This is a genomic window from Xanthomonas campestris pv. campestris str. ATCC 33913 (genome assembly GCF_000007145.1).
In the GTDB taxonomy this organism is placed as follows: domain Bacteria; phylum Pseudomonadota; class Gammaproteobacteria; order Xanthomonadales; family Xanthomonadaceae; genus Xanthomonas; species Xanthomonas campestris.
The window spans coordinates 3,023,178-3,044,161 of record NC_003902.1 but is presented as its reverse complement, the minus strand read 5'-3'; the positions used below and the strand labels follow the sequence as shown (position 1 = coordinate 3,044,161).

General features: G+C 65.0%; 16 protein-coding genes, 1 other RNA gene and 1 pseudogene. 10 read left to right on the top strand and 8 right to left on the bottom strand.

The window, feature by feature from the left end:
- Positions 1–97 precede the first annotated feature (97 nt).
- Positions 98–1,708: a uridine 5'-monophosphate transferase XopAC gene (gene xopAC / locus XCC_RS13330; RefSeq protein WP_011037695.1), complete on the bottom strand. Its 1,611-nt coding sequence runs from the start codon at positions 1,706–1,708 to the stop codon at positions 98–100.
- 623 nt (positions 1,709–2,331) lie between these two features.
- Between xopAC and rimO the strand changes: the two genes are divergently transcribed.
- Positions 2,332–3,705 (top strand): 30S ribosomal protein S12 methylthiotransferase RimO, encoded by a 1,374-nt coding sequence (gene rimO, locus XCC_RS13325; protein ID WP_011037694.1) that lies wholly within the window; start codon positions 2,332–2,334, stop codon positions 3,703–3,705.
- 325 nt (positions 3,706–4,030) lie between these two features.
- Here rimO and greB read toward each other — a convergent pair whose 3' ends face one another.
- Complete coding sequence (gene greB, locus XCC_RS13320) at positions 4,031–4,537, bottom strand: transcription elongation factor GreB (RefSeq protein WP_011037693.1); 507 nt, start codon at positions 4,535–4,537, stop codon at positions 4,031–4,033.
- Positions 4,538–4,644: 107 nt separating this feature from the next.
- On the opposite strand from greB, the gene XCC_RS13315 reads away from it, so the two are divergent.
- Positions 4,645–6,108: a rhomboid family intramembrane serine protease gene (locus XCC_RS13315; protein WP_019237515.1), complete on the top strand. Its 1,464-nt coding sequence runs from the start codon at positions 4,645–4,647 to the stop codon at positions 6,106–6,108.
- Between the two features lie 33 nt (positions 6,109–6,141).
- Here XCC_RS13315 and XCC_RS13310 read toward each other — a convergent pair.
- Positions 6,142–7,411, bottom strand: a pseudogene (locus tag XCC_RS13310) (hypothetical protein).
- Positions 7,412–7,965: 554 nt separating this feature from the next.
- Between XCC_RS13310 and nudK the strand changes: the two are divergent.
- Both nudK and XCC_RS13300 read left to right on the top strand, forming a co-directional pair.
- Positions 7,966–8,565: a GDP-mannose pyrophosphatase NudK gene (nudK, locus tag XCC_RS13305; RefSeq protein ID WP_011037689.1), complete on the top strand. Its 600-nt coding sequence runs from the start codon at positions 7,966–7,968 to the stop codon at positions 8,563–8,565.
- A gap of 90 nt (positions 8,566–8,655) precedes the next feature.
- Positions 8,656–8,730: non-coding RNA, sX9 sRNA (locus XCC_RS13300), on the top strand.
- 183 nt (positions 8,731–8,913) lie between these two features.
- On the opposite strand, the gene XCC_RS13295 is transcribed toward XCC_RS13300, so the two are convergent.
- Positions 8,914–9,435 carry a hypothetical protein gene (locus tag XCC_RS13295; RefSeq protein ID WP_012437940.1) on the bottom strand — a complete coding sequence of 174 codons (522 nt, stop codon included), beginning with the start codon at positions 9,433–9,435 and terminating at the stop codon, positions 8,914–8,916.
- A 121-nt stretch (positions 9,436–9,556) separates the two neighbouring features.
- On the bottom strand, positions 9,557–11,062 hold the full coding sequence (locus tag XCC_RS13290) for a helicase HerA-like domain-containing protein (protein ID WP_011037688.1): 1,506 nt from the start codon (positions 11,060–11,062) through the stop codon (positions 9,557–9,559).
- 235 nt (positions 11,063–11,297) lie between these two features.
- On the opposite strand from XCC_RS13290, the gene XCC_RS13285 reads away from it, so the two are divergent.
- Entirely contained in the window at positions 11,298–12,878 is a 1,581-nt protein-coding gene (locus XCC_RS13285; protein ID WP_029628919.1) for a transglycosylase SLT domain-containing protein, read from the top strand.
- Between the two features lie 90 nt (positions 12,879–12,968).
- Here XCC_RS13285 and XCC_RS13280 read toward each other — a convergent pair whose 3' ends face one another.
- The 3 genes from XCC_RS13280 to XCC_RS13270 form a co-directional block, all read right to left on the bottom strand.
- Positions 12,969–13,958 (bottom strand): hypothetical protein, encoded by a 990-nt coding sequence (locus XCC_RS13280; RefSeq protein ID WP_011037686.1) that lies wholly within the window; start codon positions 13,956–13,958, stop codon positions 12,969–12,971.
- A gap of 282 nt (positions 13,959–14,240) precedes the next feature.
- On the bottom strand, positions 14,241–15,089 hold the full coding sequence (asd, locus tag XCC_RS13275; protein WP_011037685.1) for an archaetidylserine decarboxylase: 849 nt from the start codon (positions 15,087–15,089) through the stop codon (positions 14,241–14,243).
- Complete coding sequence (locus tag XCC_RS13270; RefSeq protein ID WP_011037684.1) at positions 15,086–15,736, bottom strand: SCO family protein; 651 nt, start codon at positions 15,734–15,736, stop codon at positions 15,086–15,088. Before XCC_RS13270 ends, asd begins: the two co-directional genes overlap by 4 nt.
- Before the next feature lie 80 nt (positions 15,737–15,816).
- Here XCC_RS13270 and prmB point away from each other — a divergent pair, with 80 nt between their 5' ends.
- The 5 genes from prmB (at position 15,817) to XCC_RS13245 (ending at position 20,475) form a co-directional block, all read left to right on the top strand.
- Positions 15,817–16,743: a 50S ribosomal protein L3 N(5)-glutamine methyltransferase gene (gene prmB, locus XCC_RS13265; protein ID WP_011037683.1), complete on the top strand. Its 927-nt coding sequence runs from the start codon at positions 15,817–15,819 to the stop codon at positions 16,741–16,743.
- The gene (locus tag XCC_RS13260) at positions 16,733–17,221 is read left to right on the top strand and encodes a hypothetical protein (RefSeq protein WP_019237518.1); all 489 of its coding nucleotides are present in this window, start codon (positions 16,733–16,735) and stop codon (positions 17,219–17,221) included. The genes prmB and XCC_RS13260 overlap by 11 nt, the downstream gene beginning before the upstream one ends.
- Entirely contained in the window at positions 17,211–18,314 is a 1,104-nt protein-coding gene (gene aroC / locus XCC_RS13255; protein ID WP_011037681.1) for a chorismate synthase, read from the top strand. Before XCC_RS13260 ends, aroC begins: the two co-directional genes overlap by 11 nt.
- On the top strand, positions 18,307–19,365 hold the full coding sequence (locus XCC_RS13250) for a 2-hydroxyacid dehydrogenase (protein ID WP_011037680.1): 1,059 nt from the start codon (positions 18,307–18,309) through the stop codon (positions 19,363–19,365). The genes aroC and XCC_RS13250 overlap by 8 nt, the downstream gene beginning before the upstream one ends.
- An 84-nt stretch (positions 19,366–19,449) precedes the next feature.
- Positions 19,450–20,475, top strand: coding sequence for an aspartate-semialdehyde dehydrogenase (locus XCC_RS13245; protein WP_011037679.1), 1,026 nt, complete (start codon positions 19,450–19,452; stop codon positions 20,473–20,475).
- The last annotated feature ends 509 nt before the right edge of the window (positions 20,476–20,984 follow it).

Here is a 20,984-nt window from a genome sequence, read left to right as displayed (position 1 = left end):
CCTGCGCTGATGTAATTGATCCAACGGAAGCCGTGGTCCGCGTTGGAACAGCCGCGGGCCGCACTTGCCGCAGTTCTGAGCATTGAGGCGTGTAGGTCTACTGGTGAACCTGGTTCATAACCGTGGCAATACCCTCCAGCGTTTCCAAGACAACCTTCTCCGGACTGACGCGCTTTCCCCCAAGAAATGACGCTGGCAGGCGGCTTGCTTCACCAACGGGCGGGGCAGGCGGCAAACCGTGCCGTTGCAGCGCCCAATCCATCGCAAGACGCGCTGTCCGGCCATTTGCGTCATCGAAAGGATGCAGACTGACCAAGCGCTGGTGAAGCTGTGCGGCAAACTCGATATGTCCCAACGCGTCACGCGCATGCGCTTGCTGTTCACTATGTTCGAGCCATCCGGAAAACTTCGCCATTTCGTCTTTCAGGGTCTCGGGCGGAGGGTACCGACACTCCGTCCATGTATTGCTAGGGGCAGCTTGTATGCCGACCTTGCGCAGTTGGCCGCCAATTGGGTCATTATCATCATCCCCCTCGGGGAGCAGCAGTTGGTTTAGTTTGAAAATCCGATCAAGTGTGATCGGTGCCCCTTCCTCTGCCCAACTGCTGACCTTCTCTGTGGCAGTCTTCCACGCGGTGGAGGCTTTGTGATCTTGACTGGAAAGTGTGGTCGATGCACCCTCACGCATTTGATCAACCCGTGCTCGCGCTTGCGGCGATAGATGATGCGATAGCGCGGCCCACCGGTCGCGCAGCGCTGAAGCTTGGTAGGACAACCTCTGTCTGGTCTCTGGATCGAACGTCGGCGCCTTGAATATTCGGTGCATCAATCCCAATCGCGTCTGTGTGCTGTGCACAGCTACATCGTCCAGGTTCATATGCGGCGACAGCTCACTCAGTTCAATATTGGCTGCAACATCCAGCTTTTTCAGCTGCGTCAAGTTGGCAAGGCTTGCAGGCAATTTATTGATCTTGCAACCGGGCACCACAATCGTAGTCAGGCTGCTGCATTGGCCAATCGAATCTGGAAGGGTTCTCAGTTCATTGAACGCGAGAGAAATCTCACTTAGATTCTTGAGTGCACCGATTTTCGATGGCAGTGCCGCAATGGAGCAACCGTCAGCGTTGATCCGCTCAAGGTGTTTGCAAAGGCTCAAGTCTTCTGGCAGACGCGTGAGGTTCACGTTGTCCGCCACGTCGAGGTCTCGTAGGTGCGCAAGGCGGTGCAGTCCAGGCGGCAGCTGCGACAGGTTGAGGTCCCTGAGTGTCAGCTGCGTTCCAGCTTGTCCCGCATCTAAGCAGCGCATAATCCGCTCCATGGCTTCGCGGCGCTGTTCGCGATGATCGCCCACTACTGGGGGCGCAGCACAACAACCCAGTTTGGCAAGTAGTGAGGGTTTAGTCTCAACGCGCTCGCACCAGGCTGCCAACTCAGCGTGCAGACGAAAACTTTCGTCGCTGGGCGAGGAGGAGCACTGCTGAAGGCCGTGCTTACTGCTGCTTGATTGGGAGCGCGCTCCAAGCCTGGCAGGCCGCGTTTCCTGAAGGCTTCTTAGCTCCTGAATCTCCGGCGAATGTGCTGAGGACGATCGCGGAGACGGAACGGTTTGCGGGCTATCTTCGGGTGTGTGCGTTGGATGATCTGCCGTTAGAGCGCCATACTGCTGGATGAAGGTGCTCATATCCCACAAATTAAGATTTTTATCCATCGATGAAGAACTAGTTTTTATGTTTAATCAAACGTAATCGAAAACAAAATCGAGCATCAAACAGAATTGCGAAGATTCGGCTTTCAAAGTGAACTGGGGGGTATGTCGCGATAAGGCCGCCGAGGATAATGACGCCATGTTGCCGCTACGCGTCCAGCTGGATAACTCGACCATGGGCAGGTGATCAAGCGACTGCGCTTCCCGCTGTAGGTGATGCGGAGTCTTCTTGTTCCTTGTGCGTTTTTATTCTCGCGGGATGCTATGGATGCATAGGGGCAGTGAAAGACGCGAGCGTCGCCGCGGCATTTTCACGCGCTTTCGCGCACAAGCAGGCCTTCGAAGAACGCGCCGATCGGCTGGTTGGCCCCGCACCTGGATCTCAATCAAGCACCACAGGCCGTCGCCAGGCGCGAAGCTCGCTTGCGTCGGCTTGTGGTGTCCGTAGAGGGCGTGCGGGAAATCTGACGCGCGGTGGCCGGCCATCTCGCGCACCAGCATGCAGCCATGTCGCCGTGCCTCGGATTCCACGAAATCGAAAAACGCCGACAGAGCGCTGCCCGGACGCCGCTATAATTGGCCTTGCCCAGGCCCCAGGCCGCTCCGTTTCCCAGGCTCCTGCTTCCATGTCCCAGCTGAACCCCAAAGTCGGCTTCGTCAGCCTTGGCTGCCCGAAGGCGCTCGTCGATTCCGAACGCATCCTCACCCAGCTACGCGTGGAGGGCTACGACATCGTGCCCAGTTACGACGCCGCCGACGTGGTGGTGGTCAATACCTGTGGCTTCATCGATTCGGCGGTGACCGAGTCGCTGGATGCGATCGGCGAGGCGATGAACGCCAACGGCAAGGTGATCGTCACCGGCTGCCTGGGCAAGCGCCCGGAGCAGATCCGCGAGGCCTACCCGCAGGTGCTGGCGGTCTCCGGCCCGCAGGACTACCAGAGCGTGATGGAGGCGGTGCACGCTGCGCTGCCGCCGCGCCACGATCCGTTCGTGGATCTGGTGCCGGACTACGGCATCAAGCTGACGCCGCGCCACTACGCATACCTGAAGATTTCCGAAGGCTGCAATCACCGCTGCAGTTTCTGCATCATTCCTTCCATGCGCGGCGACCTGGCCTCGCGCCCGGTCGACGAGGTGCTGCGTGAGGCCGAGCGGCTGGTGCGCGGCGGCGTCAAGGAGCTGCTGGTGGTCTCGCAGGACACCTCGGCCTACGGCGTGGACCTGAAGTATGCCGAGCGCCCGTGGCGCGACCGCATGTACCAGACCCGCATGAAGGCGCTGTGCGAAGGCTTGTCGGAACTGGGCGTGTGGACGCGCCTGCATTACGTGTACCCGTACCCGCACGTGGACGATGTGATTCCGCTGATGGCCGAAGGCAAGCTGCTGCCGTACCTGGACATCCCGTTCCAGCACGCCAGCCCGCGCATCCTCAAGCTGATGAAGCGGCCGGGCGCAGTGGAAAAGACCCTGGAGCGCGTGCAGCGCTGGAAGGCGATGTGCCCGGAGATCACGGTGCGCTCGACCTTCATCGTCGGCTTCCCCGGCGAGACCGATGCCGAGTTCGAAGCGCTGCTGGAGTTTCTGGATCAGGCGCAGTTGGATCGCGTCGGGGCGTTTGCGTATTCGCCGGTGGAGGGCGCTAGCGCCAACGCATTGCCGGACCCGGTGCCGGAAGAACTGAAGCAGGAGCGTCTGGCGCGCTTCATGGCCAGGCAGGCGGAGATTTCCGCGGCGCGGCTGGAAGCCAAGATCGGCAGCGTGCAGCAATGCCTGGTCGACCTGATCGAAGACGATATCGCGGTGGCCCGTTCGCGTGCAGACGCGCCGGAGATCGACGGCCTGGTGCATATCCAGAACGGCGGCGAGCTCAAGTTGAAGGTGGGCGACCTGGTCGATGTGGAAATCACCGACAGCGACGAGCACGACCTGTTCGGTGATGCGCTGCCGTCTGATCCTGCGGCGCAGCCGCCCCGCGCATTGAACCTGCAGATGGTCTAGCCGCAGCGGCGTGCCAGCGAGCGGCCAGCGCCGCTGGCCGCTTGGTGTGTGCAATGACACTGGTGTGCGCCGAACTATCCAGCACATCAGCGTGCAATCGGTACACCCCGCCTCGTAGGAGCGTGCTCGCGCGCGACAAGGCTTCCGCAGCGCAGCTGGACTGTCCAAGGTGCGCTGCACTGCCACCGTACACGGCCAGCCGCGTAGGAGCGCGCCAGCGCGCGATGAGGCGTTACCCCAGAACCACACGCCTCCAACCGCGCGCATCGGCACCAGCAGGCAAGGATCCAAACCACCCGGATTGCCTCACGCACGCCCACACCACCTAAGTTGCCGCGTACTCCACCACCACCACCACAAAGGTGTGCTTGCCCGACGGGAGTTGTGCCTCGAACTCATCGTCCACGCGCTTTTTCAGCAGTGCGCGCGCCAATGGCGAATCGATGCTGATCCAGCCGCGCCCGGCGTCGGTCTCATCCGGCCCCACGATGCGGTAACGCAGCAGCTCGCCGCTGTCGGCATCCTCCAGCTCAACCTGCGCACCAAAGAACACCGCCTGCGGATCCGTCGGCGCGGTATCCACTACGCGCAGCGCTTCCAGCCGCTTGCTGAGGTAACGCACGCGGCGATCGATCTCGCCCAGCTGTTTCTTGCGATAGGTGTACTCGGCGTTTTCCGAGCGGTCGCCCTCGGCTGCGGCCGCCGCGAGCGCGCGCACCACCTCGGGCCGACGCAGGCGCCACAGCTCGTCCAGTTCGGCCTTGAGCCGCGCATGGCCTTCCGGCGTGATCAACGCAGTGCTTTTTTCGGCAGGGGGACGCCAGCGGCTCATGGGCGACCAACAGGGCAGGATGGGGGCGCGATGCTAGCGCGCATGGCGCGCTTGCGCATCCGCATCCGCCCGGCGAAGCTTTGCGCCTTGGGACACGGACGCCTGCCATGCTGATCATGCCGCTGCATAAACCCTGGTCGCGCCAGAACATTCCCTGGGTCACGCTGCTGCTGGTGCTGCTCAATGTCGTGATCCATGTGGGGTACCAGCGCAAGGACGACGGCCTCATCGCCAATGCGGTGCGCTATTACGTGGAGTCCGGCCTGGGCGCGCTGGAGGGCAAGGCGCACGCGCGCTACCTGGCACAGAGCGATGCGAAGGTGCGTGCGGCGCGCCAGGCGCAATGGGACAAGGTGCCAGCGCGGCAACGGGTGGCCTACCTGGCGCAGCTGACCATGAACGATGTGGCGTTTACCGATGCCCTGCGCAGCGGACGCCTGTTCGACGACGATGCGCAACGACGCGACTGGTACGCGTTGCGTGCGCCCTACGATGCGCGGCTGTCCAAGGTGTTCACCTTGCGCCACATCCAGCGCAGTTCGGAATGGTCGCCGCAGCGCATGCTGTCGGCCACCTTCCTGCACGGCGACCTGGACCATCTGCTGGGCAACATGGTGTTCCTGCTGGCGCTGGGCACGTTGCTGGAAGGGGCGATCGGCAGTGGCTGGTTCCTGCTGCTATACCTGCTCGGCGGGTTTGGGGCGAGCGCGGTGAGCCTGTGGTGGCGGTGGGGTCAGCCCGGTGGCGGGCTGGGCGCCTCTGGCGCAATCGCGGCGCTGATGGGCGCGTTCTGCGTGGTCTGGGGCCGCCGGCGGGTGCGCTTTTTCTACTGGTTTTTCGTGGTGTTCAACTATGTGCGGGGTCCGGCGATTCTGCTGCTGCCGCTGTGGTTGGGCTGGGAGCTCTACAACCTGCTCTGGCGCGATAATCAAGGCATTGGCTTCGATGCGCATGCCGGTGGGCTGGTGAGTGGCGCGCTGCTCGGTGTGCTGCTGGTGCTGGTGCGGCAGACCCGCCCGGCTTTCATGGAGGACGACGCGGTGGCGCAGGCGGACGACCGCTGGGAGCGTGCACAGCGGCATCTGGGGCGCATGGAAAATGCCGAGGCCGAGCGCCTGCTGGCAGAGCTGGCAAGCGAGCAGCCACGCAGCGCGGAGATTGCCTTGGCGCGCTATCGGGTGGCCCGTAACGCGGGCCGTCGCAAGGAACTTCAGCAGCACGCGGACACGCTGCTGCGGCTGCACGCGCACAGCGCCGAACAGACGCGCCTGCAGCTGGCGGTGGCGGCCGAATTAGCCAAGGACCACCTCGACTGCGATCCATCGGCACGGATGGCGTTGATCGGCAATTGCCTGCGCACCGGCCTGCTGGCCGACGCGGAACGGCTGTTGAAAGACAGTGCGCTGAGCACTCCGCGCGCGGAGCTTGCCCAGCAGTGGTTCGTGCTGGCGCTGCGGCATGGCGAGTTGCAGGCGGGTGAGCAGCGCACGCGCGTGCTGCGTCAGTTACTGGAGCAATTCCCCGAGCAGGGCCAGGCCAATAAGGCGCGGTTCCTGCTGGACAATGGGTGAGAGCGGCTGCGGAAAAGGCCACGCAGCCGCCACTTACGCCGGTTGAATCGCGACCGCTTTCAATGCCGCTGCCAGCTTGGCGTGCTGGGCTTCATCGTCGCAGTGGTCCAGCGCGTTCTGCAGCACCATGCGCGCGTCGTCGTCGCGCCCGAAACGCTCGGCCAACAGCAAGCCGGCGTCCAGCGACCAGGCCGGCAGCATGCGCTCGCGCGGCCACGCGCCGATCGCGGCCAACAGGCCATCGGTCGCCAGCTGGTATTGCCCGGCCATCTTCGCGCGCTCGGCCAGCAGCGTCGCCTGCTCGGGCAATAGCGGCGCAAAGGCGGGGTCGGTGTCCAATGCTTCGCGTTGCAGGGCCAGTGCGCGTCGCTCGTGTTTTTCCTGCAGCAGGCGATTGATGTACTGGCGGGTGTGGTCGCGCAGTTCGTCGTTGCGGTGGTGCTGGCGCAGCAGGCGCTGATACAGCTCATGCACCGCCAGGCTCACCGCACGCGAGCGCGCCGCGCAAGGCCTGAAATGCTTCGTCCGAATGCCCATCGCGCACGAACTGCTCTGCTTCGTCGAGCAGGCGTTGGTCGGGGTCTTCGCGCTGCAGGGCAATGCCGCGGCTGGGCTCGTAGCCGAGTTCCTCGTGGTACTGGTAGACCAGATAGCCCATCAGATGGAAGCTGGCGAACAGGCTCCAGATCGAGGCCACCACGATGGTCAGCTCGCGCACCACCGGCGGCAGGTACTTCAATGCCACGAAGATCGCCGCCGTGCCGCTGCCCTGGATGACGTAGAGCAAGCCATAGGCGGCCAGGTACGGCCAGCCGATGCGTAGCGCCATGTCGATAGAGACCGCCGGATTGAGTGCGCGGCGCAGGCTGCCGTCGATGGCCAGGGCGATCATCATGCCGGGCAGCAACAGCTGGACGGCCAGGTACGCAACGGTCAAGCCAGGTTTGCCGGCGATCACGCCGGCGGCGACGATCACGATACCCAGTGCAAAGGCCAGCAGGATCAGCCGCAGTACGGCGCTGTCGAAGCTGTTGTAGCCCAGCCGCGGCGCATCGTGCTCGCCGTTGGCGCTGTGCCGCAGGATGTCGAAGGCGTAGGTATAGGTGGCCATGCCGAGCACGCCCAGCACAACAAGCTTCAGGATGCCCGGCAAGACCAGCAGCGCGCTGCACAAGGTCAAGGCGATGAGCGCATATAGCGCAGAGCCACGCAGCGGATAGGTGGCGATGGCCGGAATACGGGTCCAGAACGGTGCGGGCGCAGCCTGCGCCGCCACCTTGCGTGCGCGAAAACGGTCTTCCATGACGCTCCCCAAGCGTGTGGTGTGGCGCGATTGTGCGGCGGCGCGTGCCGGCGCGCAATTGGATGTTCCGGTTGTTCGGTAGTGGAAGAGCTCGGTAGCTGAGTTGGAGAGGGACAGGGCAGTGTGGGGAGTGCGCGGTAGAGAGCGGGGAGGGCGGTCCCATGTTGATTGGCTAGTCGTGCGTGCGCTTCGTGTCGAGCTGTTGTCACTGTTGGGCGTGCGCGATATCAGCATGACCATGGGTGTCGAATGCGCATGACGGTGACCCATGGGAGTGCGATGTTTCGTCCAGTGGAGGCGTGCACCGATTGTTGCGGGATGCAGCGCGGCGATCAGCGTGAGTACCGGGTCGTTGGCGTGCGACTGCGTCAGGCGCATCTAGGTCATGCGTCAACACGCTCATCGGCATCACGTCGCGAAACAGGGCAGCCCTCATGCAGCAAGGCGCATCCCTTGCCTTGCGCCGGGTAAACTGCGCAGTCCGCGCAATCCCCGGCCAGACGGCGGGGCACGGTGTTGCGCTGTTGATCGGTCATGTCACAAGGAGTGTCGTCTTGCTTCCAACCGCCACCGGCAACCCGCAGGTTCGTGTTCGGTCCATCGATGTGCTCTCGGACAACTGGTATGTGCTACGTAAGGTCACCTTCGATTTCCAGCGCAAGGATGGCCGCTGGCAGACCTTGTCGCGCGAGGCCTACGATCGCGGAAATGGCGCCACCATTCTGCTGTACAGCCGCGCCAGGCAAACGGTGATGCTCACCCGCCAGTTCCGGCTGCCGACCCTGCTCAACGGCAACCCCGACGGCATGCTGATCGAAGCCTGCGCCGGCCTGCTGGATCAGGACGATCCCGAGGCCTGTATCCGCAAGGAAACCGAAGAGGAAACCGGCTACCGCATCGAGAACGTGCGTAAGGTCTTCGAGGCCTTCATGAGCCCGGGCTCGGTGACCGAACGTCTGTATTTCTTCGTCGGTGAATATGTCGACGGCGACAAGGTGAGCGCCGGCGGCGGTGTCGAAGAAGACGGCGAAGAGATCGAGGTGCTGGAACTGTCGCTCGACGCTGCGCTGGCGATGATTGCTACCGGCGGAATTGCCGATGCCAAGACCATCATGTTGCTGCAGTACGCCAAGTTGCATGGTGTGCTTGATTAAGGTATCGCCTGCCTCAGGCACGCCATTAAGAGCAGCTATCAAAACGACTGCGCAACCGCCAGGCGGGCGCGGCCGGTGCTCGGAATCCTCATGTACCGACGTACACTCCGGTTCCTCCGCGCCGTCCGCACCCACCTGACGGCTGCTCGCTACGTTTTGTTAGCCGCTCTAAGTGCCGCTAGCAAAACGACTGTGTGGCCGCCAGGCAGGGCCGGTTCCCGGAATGCTTATGTCCGCCCGTGCACCTAGGGCTCTCCGTGCCGTCCGCACTCACCGGGCGGTTGCTTGCTACGTTTTTAGCCGATCTAAGCCGGCATCGCGTGCTGAGCTTTTAAAGCCGGGTCCGTGTTAGCGGACGCGTTTCAAAACCTTGTCGCGATGTTCCGGCCAGTCGCCGCTGTGGCAGTTGTGCCCATCCTGGGCCAAGGAGTAGCTGGGTTTCTGGTCGCTCGCAGTAGGTTCTGTGTTGATCCGAAAGCCGTACAGATTTGGATTGAGCGAAAGATCGGACGCATCGTCGCGGGAGAGCATCAGGCACTCGCTGCCGACGATGTCGAGCCACCAGGGACCGCGTTCGGTGACAACGCTATTGCTGCGTTGGCTTTCGCGGGCGATGCACGTCGTCTTGAGCGTATAGCGACGACTACTTTTGTCTCCCTGTGCCGCTTCAAGCCAGAGTTCCGCGCGAACGGCCTGGCACGGCGCAATGTCTGGATGCAGCTTGCCAACATAGTGCCCCGCAAGCAGGTGTTGCCTGCTCGGTGGCCACGCAGTGTGTGGATCTGCTTGCTGTGTTTGTGGCGCAGAGAACGCCGCGCCCGCGCTGGAAAGCCAGAGAAACGTCGTGATAAGCGCTGCAGATCCATGCATCTTGTGGCTCCTTGTCGTGCGAATGCGGTGTGGCGCGTGCGCTTGCGCGCGGTGCGCTGCGGTTAAGGCCTCATCGCGCGCGAGCGCGCTCCTACCGGGCGCATCCCGTGCGGCGCTGCACTCAACGCTTCCCACCAAAAATACTGCCGAAAATACCGCGCACGATCTGTTGCCCGATCTTGTTGCCCACGGTGCGCGAGGTCTGCTTGGCCATGGCCTCGAGCATGCCCTGGCGGCGCTTGGTGCCGAACACCGCGTCCTTGATCGCCTGGCCGAAGCCGCTGTCCTGCGCGTCGTCCTCTTCGCGGGTGCGCGCCGGCGGTGCGTTGGTCTGCTCGGCCACCTGTTCGACTCGCCGCGCCAACAGCTCGGCGGCCGATTCGCGATTGATCGCGGTGTCGTAGCGCGTGCCCACCGGGCTGGCGGCACGCACCTGCGCCCGCTCGTTGTCGGCTAAAGCGCCCATGCGGCAGCGCGGCGGCGCAATCAGGGTCTGCTGCACCGGTGCCGGCACGCCCTTGCCTTGCAGTGGAGACACCAGTGCCTCGCCGGTGCCAAGGCTGGAAATGGCGGTGGCCACGTCGAGCTTCGGGTTGGCGACAAACGTCTGTGCGGCGGTCTTGACCGCCTTCTGGTCGCGCGGCGTGTATGCACGCAACGCATGCTGCACGCGGTTGCCGAGCTGGCCGAGGATGTTGTCGGGGATATCGTCGGGGAACTGCGAGCAGAAATACACGCCCACGCCCTTGGAGCGGATCAGGCGCACCACCTGTTCGATGCGCTGCACCAGCGCAGGCGGCGCATCGTCGAACAGCAAGTGCGCCTCGTCGAACACGAACACCAGCTTGGGCTGCTCCAGGTCGCCCACTTCCGGCAGGCGCTCGAACAGTTCCGACAGCAGCCAGAGCAGGAAGGTGGAATACAGCCGCGGCTTGAGCACCAGCTGGTTGGCGGCCAGGATGCCGATCACCCCGCGGCCATCCGGTGCCACCCGCATCAGGTCGGCAAATTCCAGCGCCGGCTCGCCGAAGAACTGTTCGCCACCATCCTGCGACAGCCGCAGCAAGGCGCGCTGGATCGCCGCCACCGACTGCGCCGACACCAGGCCATAGCTGGTGGAGAGCTCCTTGCGTTCTTCCACCACCAACGCCAGCAGGGCGCGCAGGTCGTCCAGGTCCAGCAACAGCAGGCCGCGGTCGTCGGCCAGCTTGAACACGATGTCCAGCACGCCGGACTGGGTGTCATTGAGCTCCAGGATGCGCGCCAGCAAGGTAGGGCCCATTTCGCTCACGGTCGTGCGCACCGGGTGGCCGAGCTGCCCGTACAGGTCCCAGAACACCACCGGGTTGGCGGCCGGCGCGTAATCGCCGATGCCGATCTCCGTTGCGCGCTGCAGCACGCGAGGCGCGCCATCGCCGGCCACCGCCAGGCCGCCCACGTCGCCTTTGACGTCGGCCAGGAACACCGGCACGCCCAGGCGCGAGAAGCCTTCGGCCAGGGTCATCAAGGTGACGGTCTTGCCGGTGCCGGTAGCCCCGGCCACCAGACCGTGCCGGTTGCCGAAGCGGCCCTCCAGAACCACCGGAATACCGTCGGTAATGCCTTTGCCGAGCAGGAACGAGGCCATTGCGCAGATCCGGTAGGAAAGGCCGGATTCTAGCCGTCAAACCTGGCCGGCACAGGGTATTTGCCCATTCGCCAATGGCATCTGCCGGCGGCAGGCCCGGTGCGGGCGCCGGGCTGCCGCTTTGCGCTGGATGCGGTAGCCAACCTAACGGCGCACTGACCCTGCCGGGCCCGCCGCCTTGCCCCGGTGTCACCCCGGCGGCTACCCTGCCTGCCTTTCCGCTGTACTGCCGACGATGCCGCTCGCTCATTTTGGTTTGCGCCCATGGCCCGTGTTGGCCGTGCTGGCGTTGTTGTCCCTCGCTCCTACCGCCCATGCCTTGTCCAAGCGCGATACCGAAAAGGTCGCCGCGCTGGATGCACGCATGGCCGCCGCCGAGAAGCGCTACCGCGACGCCCTGGTGTTGGTGAACAACTCCGACCCCAAGGGCACCGCCGAAGGCGACGCCGCACTGGAGGACATGGAAGACGTCATCGACGCCTGCATCAAGCAGCGTGGCTGCCTGGTGGCCAATCAGCTGTCGACCTACAAGCGCCTGCTCAAGGCGCGCGCGGATGCGGAAGCGCCGGCGTCCGACGAGCCGGAAGACGACGACACCCTGCTGCAGGCCGACCCGGACCACATCGGCCCGCTGGCGACCGACGTCCCCGCTGCGGCCCGCACGGCCAGTCTGCTCAACGACCAGCAGCACGACTTCGACAAGATGGTGCAGTACAACCCGGCGGTGCAGGCCGGCATCCGTCGCTGGCTGACCGACATGCGTCCATCGCTGCTGACCAGCTATGAGAACTACGCCAACCTGCGGGCGGTGATGTGGCCGGAATGGCAGAAACGCGCGCTGCCGGAGGCGCTGCTGTTCGGCATCATGGCCAAGGAATCCAACGGCAAGGTGCACGCCAGTTCGCGTGCGGGCGCCGCAGGGCTGATGCAGTTCATGCCGGCCACCGGGCGCCGCTTCGGACTGGGCCCGGACGGTACCGGTTTCGATACCCGCTTCGATGCGCGCAGTGCTGCCGAGGCCAGCGCCGCCTATCTCAACGAGCGCATGGTGGGGCTCAACCGCAGCATTGAACTCGCCTTGGCGGCGTACAACGGTGGCGAAGGGCGCGCGGCACGCGTCTTTGCCCAGTCCGGTGGCCGCGGGTTCTGGGAGCAGGACGTCTACAACCAGTTCCCGGCTGAAACCAAGGACTACGTGCCGATGGTGATCGCCGCGGCCTGGATCTTCCTGCACCCGCGCCAGTACGGTGTGGACTTTCCCAAGCTCAATGCACAGTCGGCCACCATCAAGTTGGCCAAGTCGACCACCATTTACGAACTCACCATCTGCCTGGGCAGCATGGGCACGCGCGACGGCTACATGCGCGCGCTGCGCAATCTCAACCCGCGCTACGAACCCGATGGTTGGATCCCGGCCGGGACCACCATCAACGCCACCAGCCGCATCGCCAGCCTGTACACCCGTTATTGCGTGAGCGGCCCGCGCGCCGACCTGGCCCGCGCGCTGATCACCGCCGACCTCAATAGCGCGATCGTGCGCACCAGCGCGCCGGAGTACGTGCCCAGCGTGGCGGTGGGCGATGTCAGCCCGATGGCCGGCGTGCCGACCACGGTGGCCACCGGCCAGCCGGCAGTCGCCAAGCCCAAGGCCAAGCAGGTGCGCAGCTACACCATTGCCAAGGGCGACACCCTGGGCCGGGTCGCGCAGAAGTACCAGTGCGAGATCAAGGAGCTGGCCAAGGCCAACGGCCTGAAGGCGCCGTCGTACGCGCTCAAGCCGGGGCAACCGATCAAGCTGGCTGGTTGCGATCGCTGAGAGCTACAGCTTCCCGACGGGACTCATGGCGTAGGCGTCGGCCAGCACGCGGTCGGCCGCGTGCTGCCGCGGATACCGGCCGGGACGCAGTCACTGCGTGGCGGGAGCGGGCGCTGCTGGAGCGGCATCCGCATTCTTGTCCGACGCGGGCGCGGCGTCCTGCCAGAAGGTCTGTGCCTTCGCCCACCAGCGTGTCCAGCGTGCACGCCAGCCCTGCCGTAGTGCGTCGGGGCCCAGTTTGCTGGTCTGCTGCTCGGCAAAACGCATCAGATCCCTGGTGGCAGGCGCCGCGTTCTGTTCGATCGCCTGCCACATGAAGCGGGTGAGGATGCGGGCGATCGCCCAGCTCGAGTCCAGGTCGCCACTCTCCGCTTCGATGCGGGTGATCAATGCCTGCAGTTCGGCGCGCACGTCCGGCGGCACCTTCGGGTTTTCGCTCAGGCGTTTGAGCCGGCGCAGGCCTTCCAGCAACCGGTGCTCGGCAAAATCCTGGCCCACGCGCGCCAGCTCGCCCAGCCAGGGTGCACGCACCGCCAGGCCGATCGCATCCGCATGCAGCACCGCCGCATCCCAGCGCTTGTCCTGGATGGCCGCATAAGCCATCACCACGTGCAGCATGAGCAAGGTGGTGAGGGTGTCGTCGGGATTGGCGTCGTGTTTCCACAGGCTGTCGCTGGAGCGCTGCGCAAGCTGCGGCCAGTGCTTGCGTTCGAACGCCACCGAGCGCAGTGCCGTGGCGATCAGCGCGCCCTGCGACCCGCAATCGCGCTCCAGCAGGTCCGCTTCGGCGATCGCGGGCAGCAGTTTGTTGGCGGACAGTGCGGTGTAGGACAGCATCGCGTGGAGCATGCAGATGTCGTCGGCAGTCAGTGGTTCCGGCGGCGTGTCCAGCAGGCTGCCGCCGCGCTGGTAGGCGGCAAAGGCGACCGGCAACCCATGCTCACTGAACTGCCGGTAGCCCCGGTATTGCAGGCCCGAACGCAGCGCATCCAGCTGCTGTTGCTCGCTCTGCTGGCCACAGCCGGCCAGCACCGTGGCGAGGGCGACGGCCAGCGGCCATCGCAACATCCGTGTGGTCATGCAGGGTCCTAGGTGGGAAGTGTCCGGTGCGCCATGGCAGCGTACTGCGTTGGCGTAGCCGGTGCCGCACTTGTCTGTCAGTGGAGCGGCGTGTGCGCGTTTGGCCAGGTTCTAAAGCGTAGCCAAACGAAGCGCCGAAACGCCTGACGCGTTGCGTCTTGCTCAACCACGCAGCAGTCTGCGGCACGTGCGCGTGTCAGAGCGCGGCGACGTCTGACGAAAGCACGATGACCGTAGCGTCGCGCGAGTGAAGTGTTTAAACGCCTGTCGCGCCGCTGCGCGTCAGGCCACCTGGCGTCGTGCCAGCGCCTGTCCCAGCCGCACCGACGATTCCGCAGCCAGCCCGCCTTCAAGCGCGGCAACGCCCGGCGGCAGCAAGACGATGACCGTCGATCCATAATTGAAGCGCGCCATCTCCGCAAAGCGCTCCAGCGTGATCCCCTTGCCGCGGTAATCCTTGCGCGTGATGCGGTCGCCGTAGCGCGGGATCTCCACACCGCTCCAGACGGTTTCCACGCCGGACACCAGCAGCGCGCCCACCATCACCGAGGCCATCGGGCCGAAGTCGGTATCGAAGTGGCACACCAGGCGTTCGTTGCGGGCGAACAGCCGCGGCACGTTGCGCACTGCATCGGGGCCAACACTGAAAAGCCGGCCAGGCACATGCACGGTTTCGCGCAAGGTGCCGCTCCACGGCATGTGCACGCGGTGATAGTCCTTGGGCGACAGATACACCGTGGCGAACAGGCCATTGTGGAAGGGCACGGCGGCGGACTCATCGCCGAGCAGTTCCGCAGCCGTGAACGATTGGCCCTTGGCCTGGAAGATGCGCCCGTTCTCGATCGGCCCGAGCTGGCTGATGCGCCCGTCCGCCGGCATCAACAGCGCCTGCGGGTCGGCGTCGGGCACGCGCGCGCCGGGCTTCAGCGCACGGGTGAAAAACGCATTGAAGGTGGGGTAGACGCGCGGATCCGGCTCCTGGGCTTCGCTCAGATCCACGCCAAACTTGCGCGTGACCGTGTCGATCAGCCACTGCTTGGTCGCTGGCGACTTGGAATACGCCAGGGCGCGCGCCAGCGAGGACAGCAGCCGATGCGGCAGCACGTAGGTCAGGGAAGTGACAAGACTCACGGAGCGGTTACCTTGGTCAGCTGTTGGAGGTCGGCGGCAATCGCCTTCGGGTCGAGCGGCGGACGGATCAGGCCAGCGAGCCGGCCCTGCGGATCGAGCACGGCGATGCCGGCCGAGTGATCCATGCTGTAGTCGTTGGGGTTCTGCGCGAAATTCTTGCCCGGCACTTTCTGGAACACGAACCCCAGCGCGGTGGCGAAGCGCTCCAGCGACGGTTCATCGGCCGTGGCCGCCAGCGTGTCCTTGTGGAAGGCGTGCGCGTATTCGCCCAGGCGTGCGGGCGGGTCGCGCTGCGGGTCCACCGACACGAACAACACGCGCGGGCGCAGGCTCTCGGGAACACTCTCCCACTGCCGCTGGGCCACCGCCAGATCGGTCAGTGTGGTGGGGCAGACATCCGGGCAGAAGGTGAAGCCCAGGAACACTAGGGTCCAATGACCGTTCAATTCGCCGGGCACCAGCTGGGTGCCATCTGACTGGCGCAGGCTGAACTGCGGCAGCGGGCGCGGCTGTGGGTAGAAGGTGATGGTCTGGGTGGGCGGCCAGGGCGAGCGCGGGGTGCCGCCAAGGAACTTCTGGCCCAGCAACAGGCCTAGCCCGGCGGCCAGCGCCACCAGCAGCACGATGCCGGTATTGCGATTGAACATGGCGGTTTCCAGTGCAACGGACGCTCATGATACCGATCCGACCTCTATAATCGGGGGCCGAACACTTCTTAGTTGTTGCCATGACTGCCGCCGCGGCCGACGAACTGCACACCATCATCGACCTGATCCGCTACGGCACCAGCCGTTTCAACGAGGCCGGTCTCACCTTCGGCCACAGCTACGACAACGCGCTGGACGAAGCCACGCAGCTGGTCCTGCACAGCCTGCACCTGCCGCACGATCTGGGCCCGGCCTATGGCCAGGCACGCCTGCTGCGCGCAGAAAAAGAGCGCGTGCTGGCACTGTTCCAGCGCCGCGTCGACGAGCGCGTGCCGGCGGCATATCTCACCGGCGAGGCCTGGTTTGCCGGGCTGAGTTTCAAGAGCGATGCGCGCGCACTGGTGCCGCGTTCGCCGATCGCCGAGCTGATCGAAGCGGGCTTCGAGCCCTGGCTGGGCGGCCGCGAAGTGACCCGCGCGCTGGACCTGTGCACCGGCTCCGGCTGCATCGCCATCGCGATGGGCCACTACAACCCGCATTGGGACGTGGACGGCGTGGACATCAGCGATGACGCGCTGGCGCTGGCCGCCGAGAACAAGGCGCGCCTGCATGCCGACAACGTCAGCCTGCTCAAATCCGATCTGTTCACCGGTCTGGCCGGGCGGCAGTACGACCTGATCGTGACCAATCCGCCGTATGTCACCAACGACGAAACCGACGCGCTGCCGCAGGAATATTCCTACGAGCCGGAACTCGGCCTGCGTGCGGGCGACGATGGCCTGGATCTGGTGCTGAAGATCCTGCGCGATGCGCCGCAGCACCTCAGCGAAGACGGCCTGCTGATCTGTGAAGTGGGCGAGTCCGAGCAGCACCTGATCAAGCTGCTGCCGGAAGTGGATTTCGCCTGGGTCGAGTTCAAGGTCGGCCAGATGGGCATCTTCGCGGTCGAATGCCGCGAGTTGATCGCACACAGCGCGCGCATCACCGAGCTGGCCAGTGCGCGCTGAGGCACGCACGCACCGGCCACATCTGAGCGACATCGTGCTGCTGGTGCCGGTGTCCGTGCTCGGCATGTGCATTCCGTTCGGATTGCTCGATGTGGTGTTTCGGTTGTTCGACCCGATGTACGGCGGCCCGGCACTTCAGCGCTGGGCCAGTGCCGCTGCAGAAATCACCTTCGGGTCCATGGCATTTTTCGGACTCGTCTGTGCCTGGGTCGTGACCACCAGTTCGGATGCCACATTACGTGCGCATCGGCGCCGCAGCTGGATTGTGGCCTTTGGCCTGCTGGTCGGGATGGGCGTGGCGGTGCATTTGCTGGCCAACTGGTTGCTCAGCGGCCACGCCCGGCTGGGCGTGTTCCTGCTCGTGGCAAGTGGTGTGCTGGCAGTGGCGCCGATGCTGGTCGCCGCACGTCACCTGCCGCGCATGCTGCACGCGCTGCAGCCTGCAGAGATGTTGAAAGGATGCCGTCATGGGCAGTAACAGTTTTGGCCGCTTGTTCACGGTCACCACTTTCGGCGAATCGCATGGGCCGGCGATCGGCTGCGTCATCGACGGTTGCCCTCCCGGCCTGGAGATCGCGCCGGAAGAGTTCACCCACGACCTGCAGCGGCGTGCCACCGGCAAGAGCCGGCATACCTCCGCGCGCCGCGAGGCCGACGAGATCGAAATCCTGTCCGGCGTCTACGAGGGCCGCACAACCGGCACGCCGATCGGGCTGCTGATCCGCAACACCGATCAGCGCAGCAAGGACTACACCAACATCGCCCAGCAGTTCCGCCCCGGGCATGCTGATTACACCTATTGGCAGAAGTACGGCATCCGCGACCCGCGTGGTGGCGGGCGCTCGTCCGCGCGCGAAACTACCATGCGCGTGGCCGCCGGCGTGATCGCCAAAAAGTGGCTCAAGCAGCGCTACGGCGTGCTGGTGCGCGGTTTCCTGTCGCAGTTGGGCGAGATCCGCCCGAGCGGGTTTGATTGGGATGCGGTGGAAGACAACCCGTTCTTCTGGCCGCATGCGGCGCAGGTGCCGGAGCTGGAAACCTATATGGATGCGCTGCGCAAGTCCGGTGACTCGGTCGGTGCGCGCGTGGACGTGGTGGCCGGTGGCGTGCCGCCGGGATGGGGCGAGCCGATCTACGGCAAGCTTGATTCCGAACTGGCCGCGGCGCTGATGAGCATCAATGCGGTCAAGGGTGTGGAGATTGGCGATGGCTTCGCCAGTGCCGCGCAGAAGGGCACCGAACACCGCGATCTGATCACCCCGGAAGGCTTCCTCAGCAATCACGCCGGCGGCATTCTCGGCGGCATTTCCACCGGGCAGGCGGTCACCGCCTCGATGGTGCTCAAGCCGACCTCCAGCCTGCGGCTGCCCGGCGCCACCGTGGATGCCGACGGCGCCGTGGTGGATGTCATCACCACCGGGCGCCATGACCCGTGCGTGGGCATCCGTGCCACGCCGATCGCCGAGGCCATGATGGCGCTGGTATTGATGGACCAGGCCTTGCGCCATCGCGCCCAATGCGGCGACGTGGGCGAGGTGTCGCCGCTGATTCCCGGTCAGGCCGATGTCTGACACCGCGCGCCCCAAGGTCTGGGTCAGCCAGCCGTTGTTCGACGATGTGGTCGAACAGCTGGGCGCGCATTTCGAACTGGTCACCACCGCGCAGGTCACGGCGTATTCGTCCGCCGACCTCGCCGCGCGGCTCGCGCCGCTGGATGGCGCGCTGGTCACGCTCAACGAGCGCATCGGTGCAGCGGAAATCGCCGCAGCACCGCAGCTGCGTGCCATCGCCAATGTCGGGGTGGGTTACAACAACCTCGACATCGATGCGCTGAGCGCGGCGGGCATCCTGGCCAGCAACACGCCGGATGTGTTGAGCGAAACCACCGCCGACCTGGGGTTTGCCCTGCTGATGGCCACCGCACGCCGCGTCACCGAGGCCGAACGCTGGCTACGTGACGGGCAGTGGGGGCAGTGGTCGTTCAAGACCATGCTCGGCGCCGATATCCATGGCAGCACGCTGGGCATCCTGGGCATGGGCCGGATCGGGCAGGGCATCGCCCGGCGTGGCGCGCATGGCTTCGGCATGCGCGTGCTCTATCACAACCGCAGCCAGCTGCCGGCCGAGACCGAACAGGCGGTGGGTGCGCAGTATGTCGGCCTCGACACCTTGCTGGCGCAGTCCGATCACCTGGTACTGGTGCTGCCCTACACCCAGGCCTCGCACCACATCATCGATGCCGCCGCGCTGGCGAAGATGCGGCCCACCGCCACGCTGGTGAACATCGCGCGCGGCGGGATCGTCGATGAGATCGCGCTGGCCGATGCGTTGGCCAATGGCCGCCTCGCCGGTGCCGGTCTCGATGTCTACGAGGGCGAGCCCCGGGTGCGCCCGGAACTGCTGGCGCAGCACAACGTGGTGCTCACCCCGCATATCGGCAGTGCCAGCCTGGCCACGCGCCGCGCCATGGTGCAGCTGGCGGTGGACAACCTGATCGCTGCGCTGGGCGTGGGTGCCAACGCTGGGCATCCGCCGAGCGCACTCAACGCCGATGCGGTGGCGGCTGCCAAACGCGGTGGCGCGACCGTGGGCGCGACCAAAACCGCTGCGACCAAACGATAGGGAACCTCCGCGGCCAGCTTTGGAGGTTCCCCGAACCCAGCCCGCAGTGCTCCCTTTCTTTCCCCTTTCGATAAAGACATTCTCATGAGCAACGAAACCCGTCGTTTCAACGTCGCCGTCGTGGGCGCCACCGGCGCTGTCGGCGAAACCATGTTGAGCATCCTGGCCGAACGTCAGTTCCCGGTCGCCACTTTGTATGCACTGGCATCGGCGCGCTCGGCGGGCGGGCAGGTCGAGTTCAACGGCGGCAAGGTCGACGTGCTGGACCTGGCCGACTTCGACCCCACCGGCGTGGACATCGCGCTGTTTTCCGCAGGCGGCAGTGTCTCCAAGGAATACGGCCCCAAGTTCGCCGCGGCCGGTGCGGTGGTAATCGATAATTCCTCGGCGTTCCGCTACGACGACGATGTGCCGCTGGTGGTGTCCGAGGTCAATCCCGAAGCGCTGAAGCAGCGCCCGCGCGGGATCATTGCCAACCCCAATTGCTCGACCATGCAGATGCTGGTGGCGCTGGGCCCGATCCACCGCAAGTACGGCATCGAGCGCATCAACGTGGCGACCTATCAGTCGGTGTCCGGCGGCGGCCGTTCGGCGATGGAGGAACTGGGCAAGCAGACTAGCGAATTGCTGAGCTTCCAGCAGATCGACCCGCAGCGCTTCCCGGTGCAGATCGCTTTCAACCTGATTCCGCACATCGACGATTTCCAGGACAACGGCTACACCAAGGAAGAGATGAAGCTGGTCTGGGAGACCCGCAAGATCCTCGGTGACGAAAACATCCAGGTGAATCCCACCGCGGTGCGCGTGCCGGTGTTCTACGGGCATTCGGAAGCGGTGGCCATCGAGACCCGCGAAAAGATCACCGTGGCCGAAGCCCGCGCATTGCTGGCAGCCTCGCCGGGTGTGGAAGTGGTGGACGAGCACAAGGCCGGCGGCTACCCGACCCCGGTGACGCATGCCTCCGGCCAGGACGCGGTATTCGTTGGCCGCATCCGCGAGGATCTCTCGCACCCGCGCGGCCTGAATCTGTGGATCGTCTCCGACAATATCCGCAAGGGCGCCGCACTCAATGCCGTGCAGCTGGCCGAATTGGTCGCACAGGAAGGCTGAGCCTGCAGCGCCGTAGGAGCGCGCTCGCGCGCGATGAGGCTTTCCCAGTAACGCCCCATCGCGCACAAGTGCGCTCCTACGTTCATTCGTGTTGATGCTGGGTGTGGGCCTCGCCGTGACGCCTACGCCGGCGCCGTGCGCAGCAAGGCCTGAGCGCTCAGCGTGGTAGGAGCGCGCTCGCGCGCGATGAGGCTTTCCCAGTAACGCCCCATCGCGCACAAGTGCGCTCCTACGTTCATTCGTGTGGATGCCGGACGCGAGCCCGCCGTGACGCCTACGCCGGCGTCGTGCGCAGCAAGGCCTGAGTGCTCAGCGTCGTAGGAGCGCGCTCGCGCGCGATGCGGCTTGCCCGGTAATGCCCCATCGCGCACAAGTGCGCTCCTACATTCATGAGATTCGCTTTGATGCCGACATGTGATCCGCAGTGACGCCGGCCAAGGCGCCGTGCACAGCAAGGCCTGAGCGCTCAGCGTCGTAGGAGCGCGCTTGCGCGCGATGAGGCTTGCCCG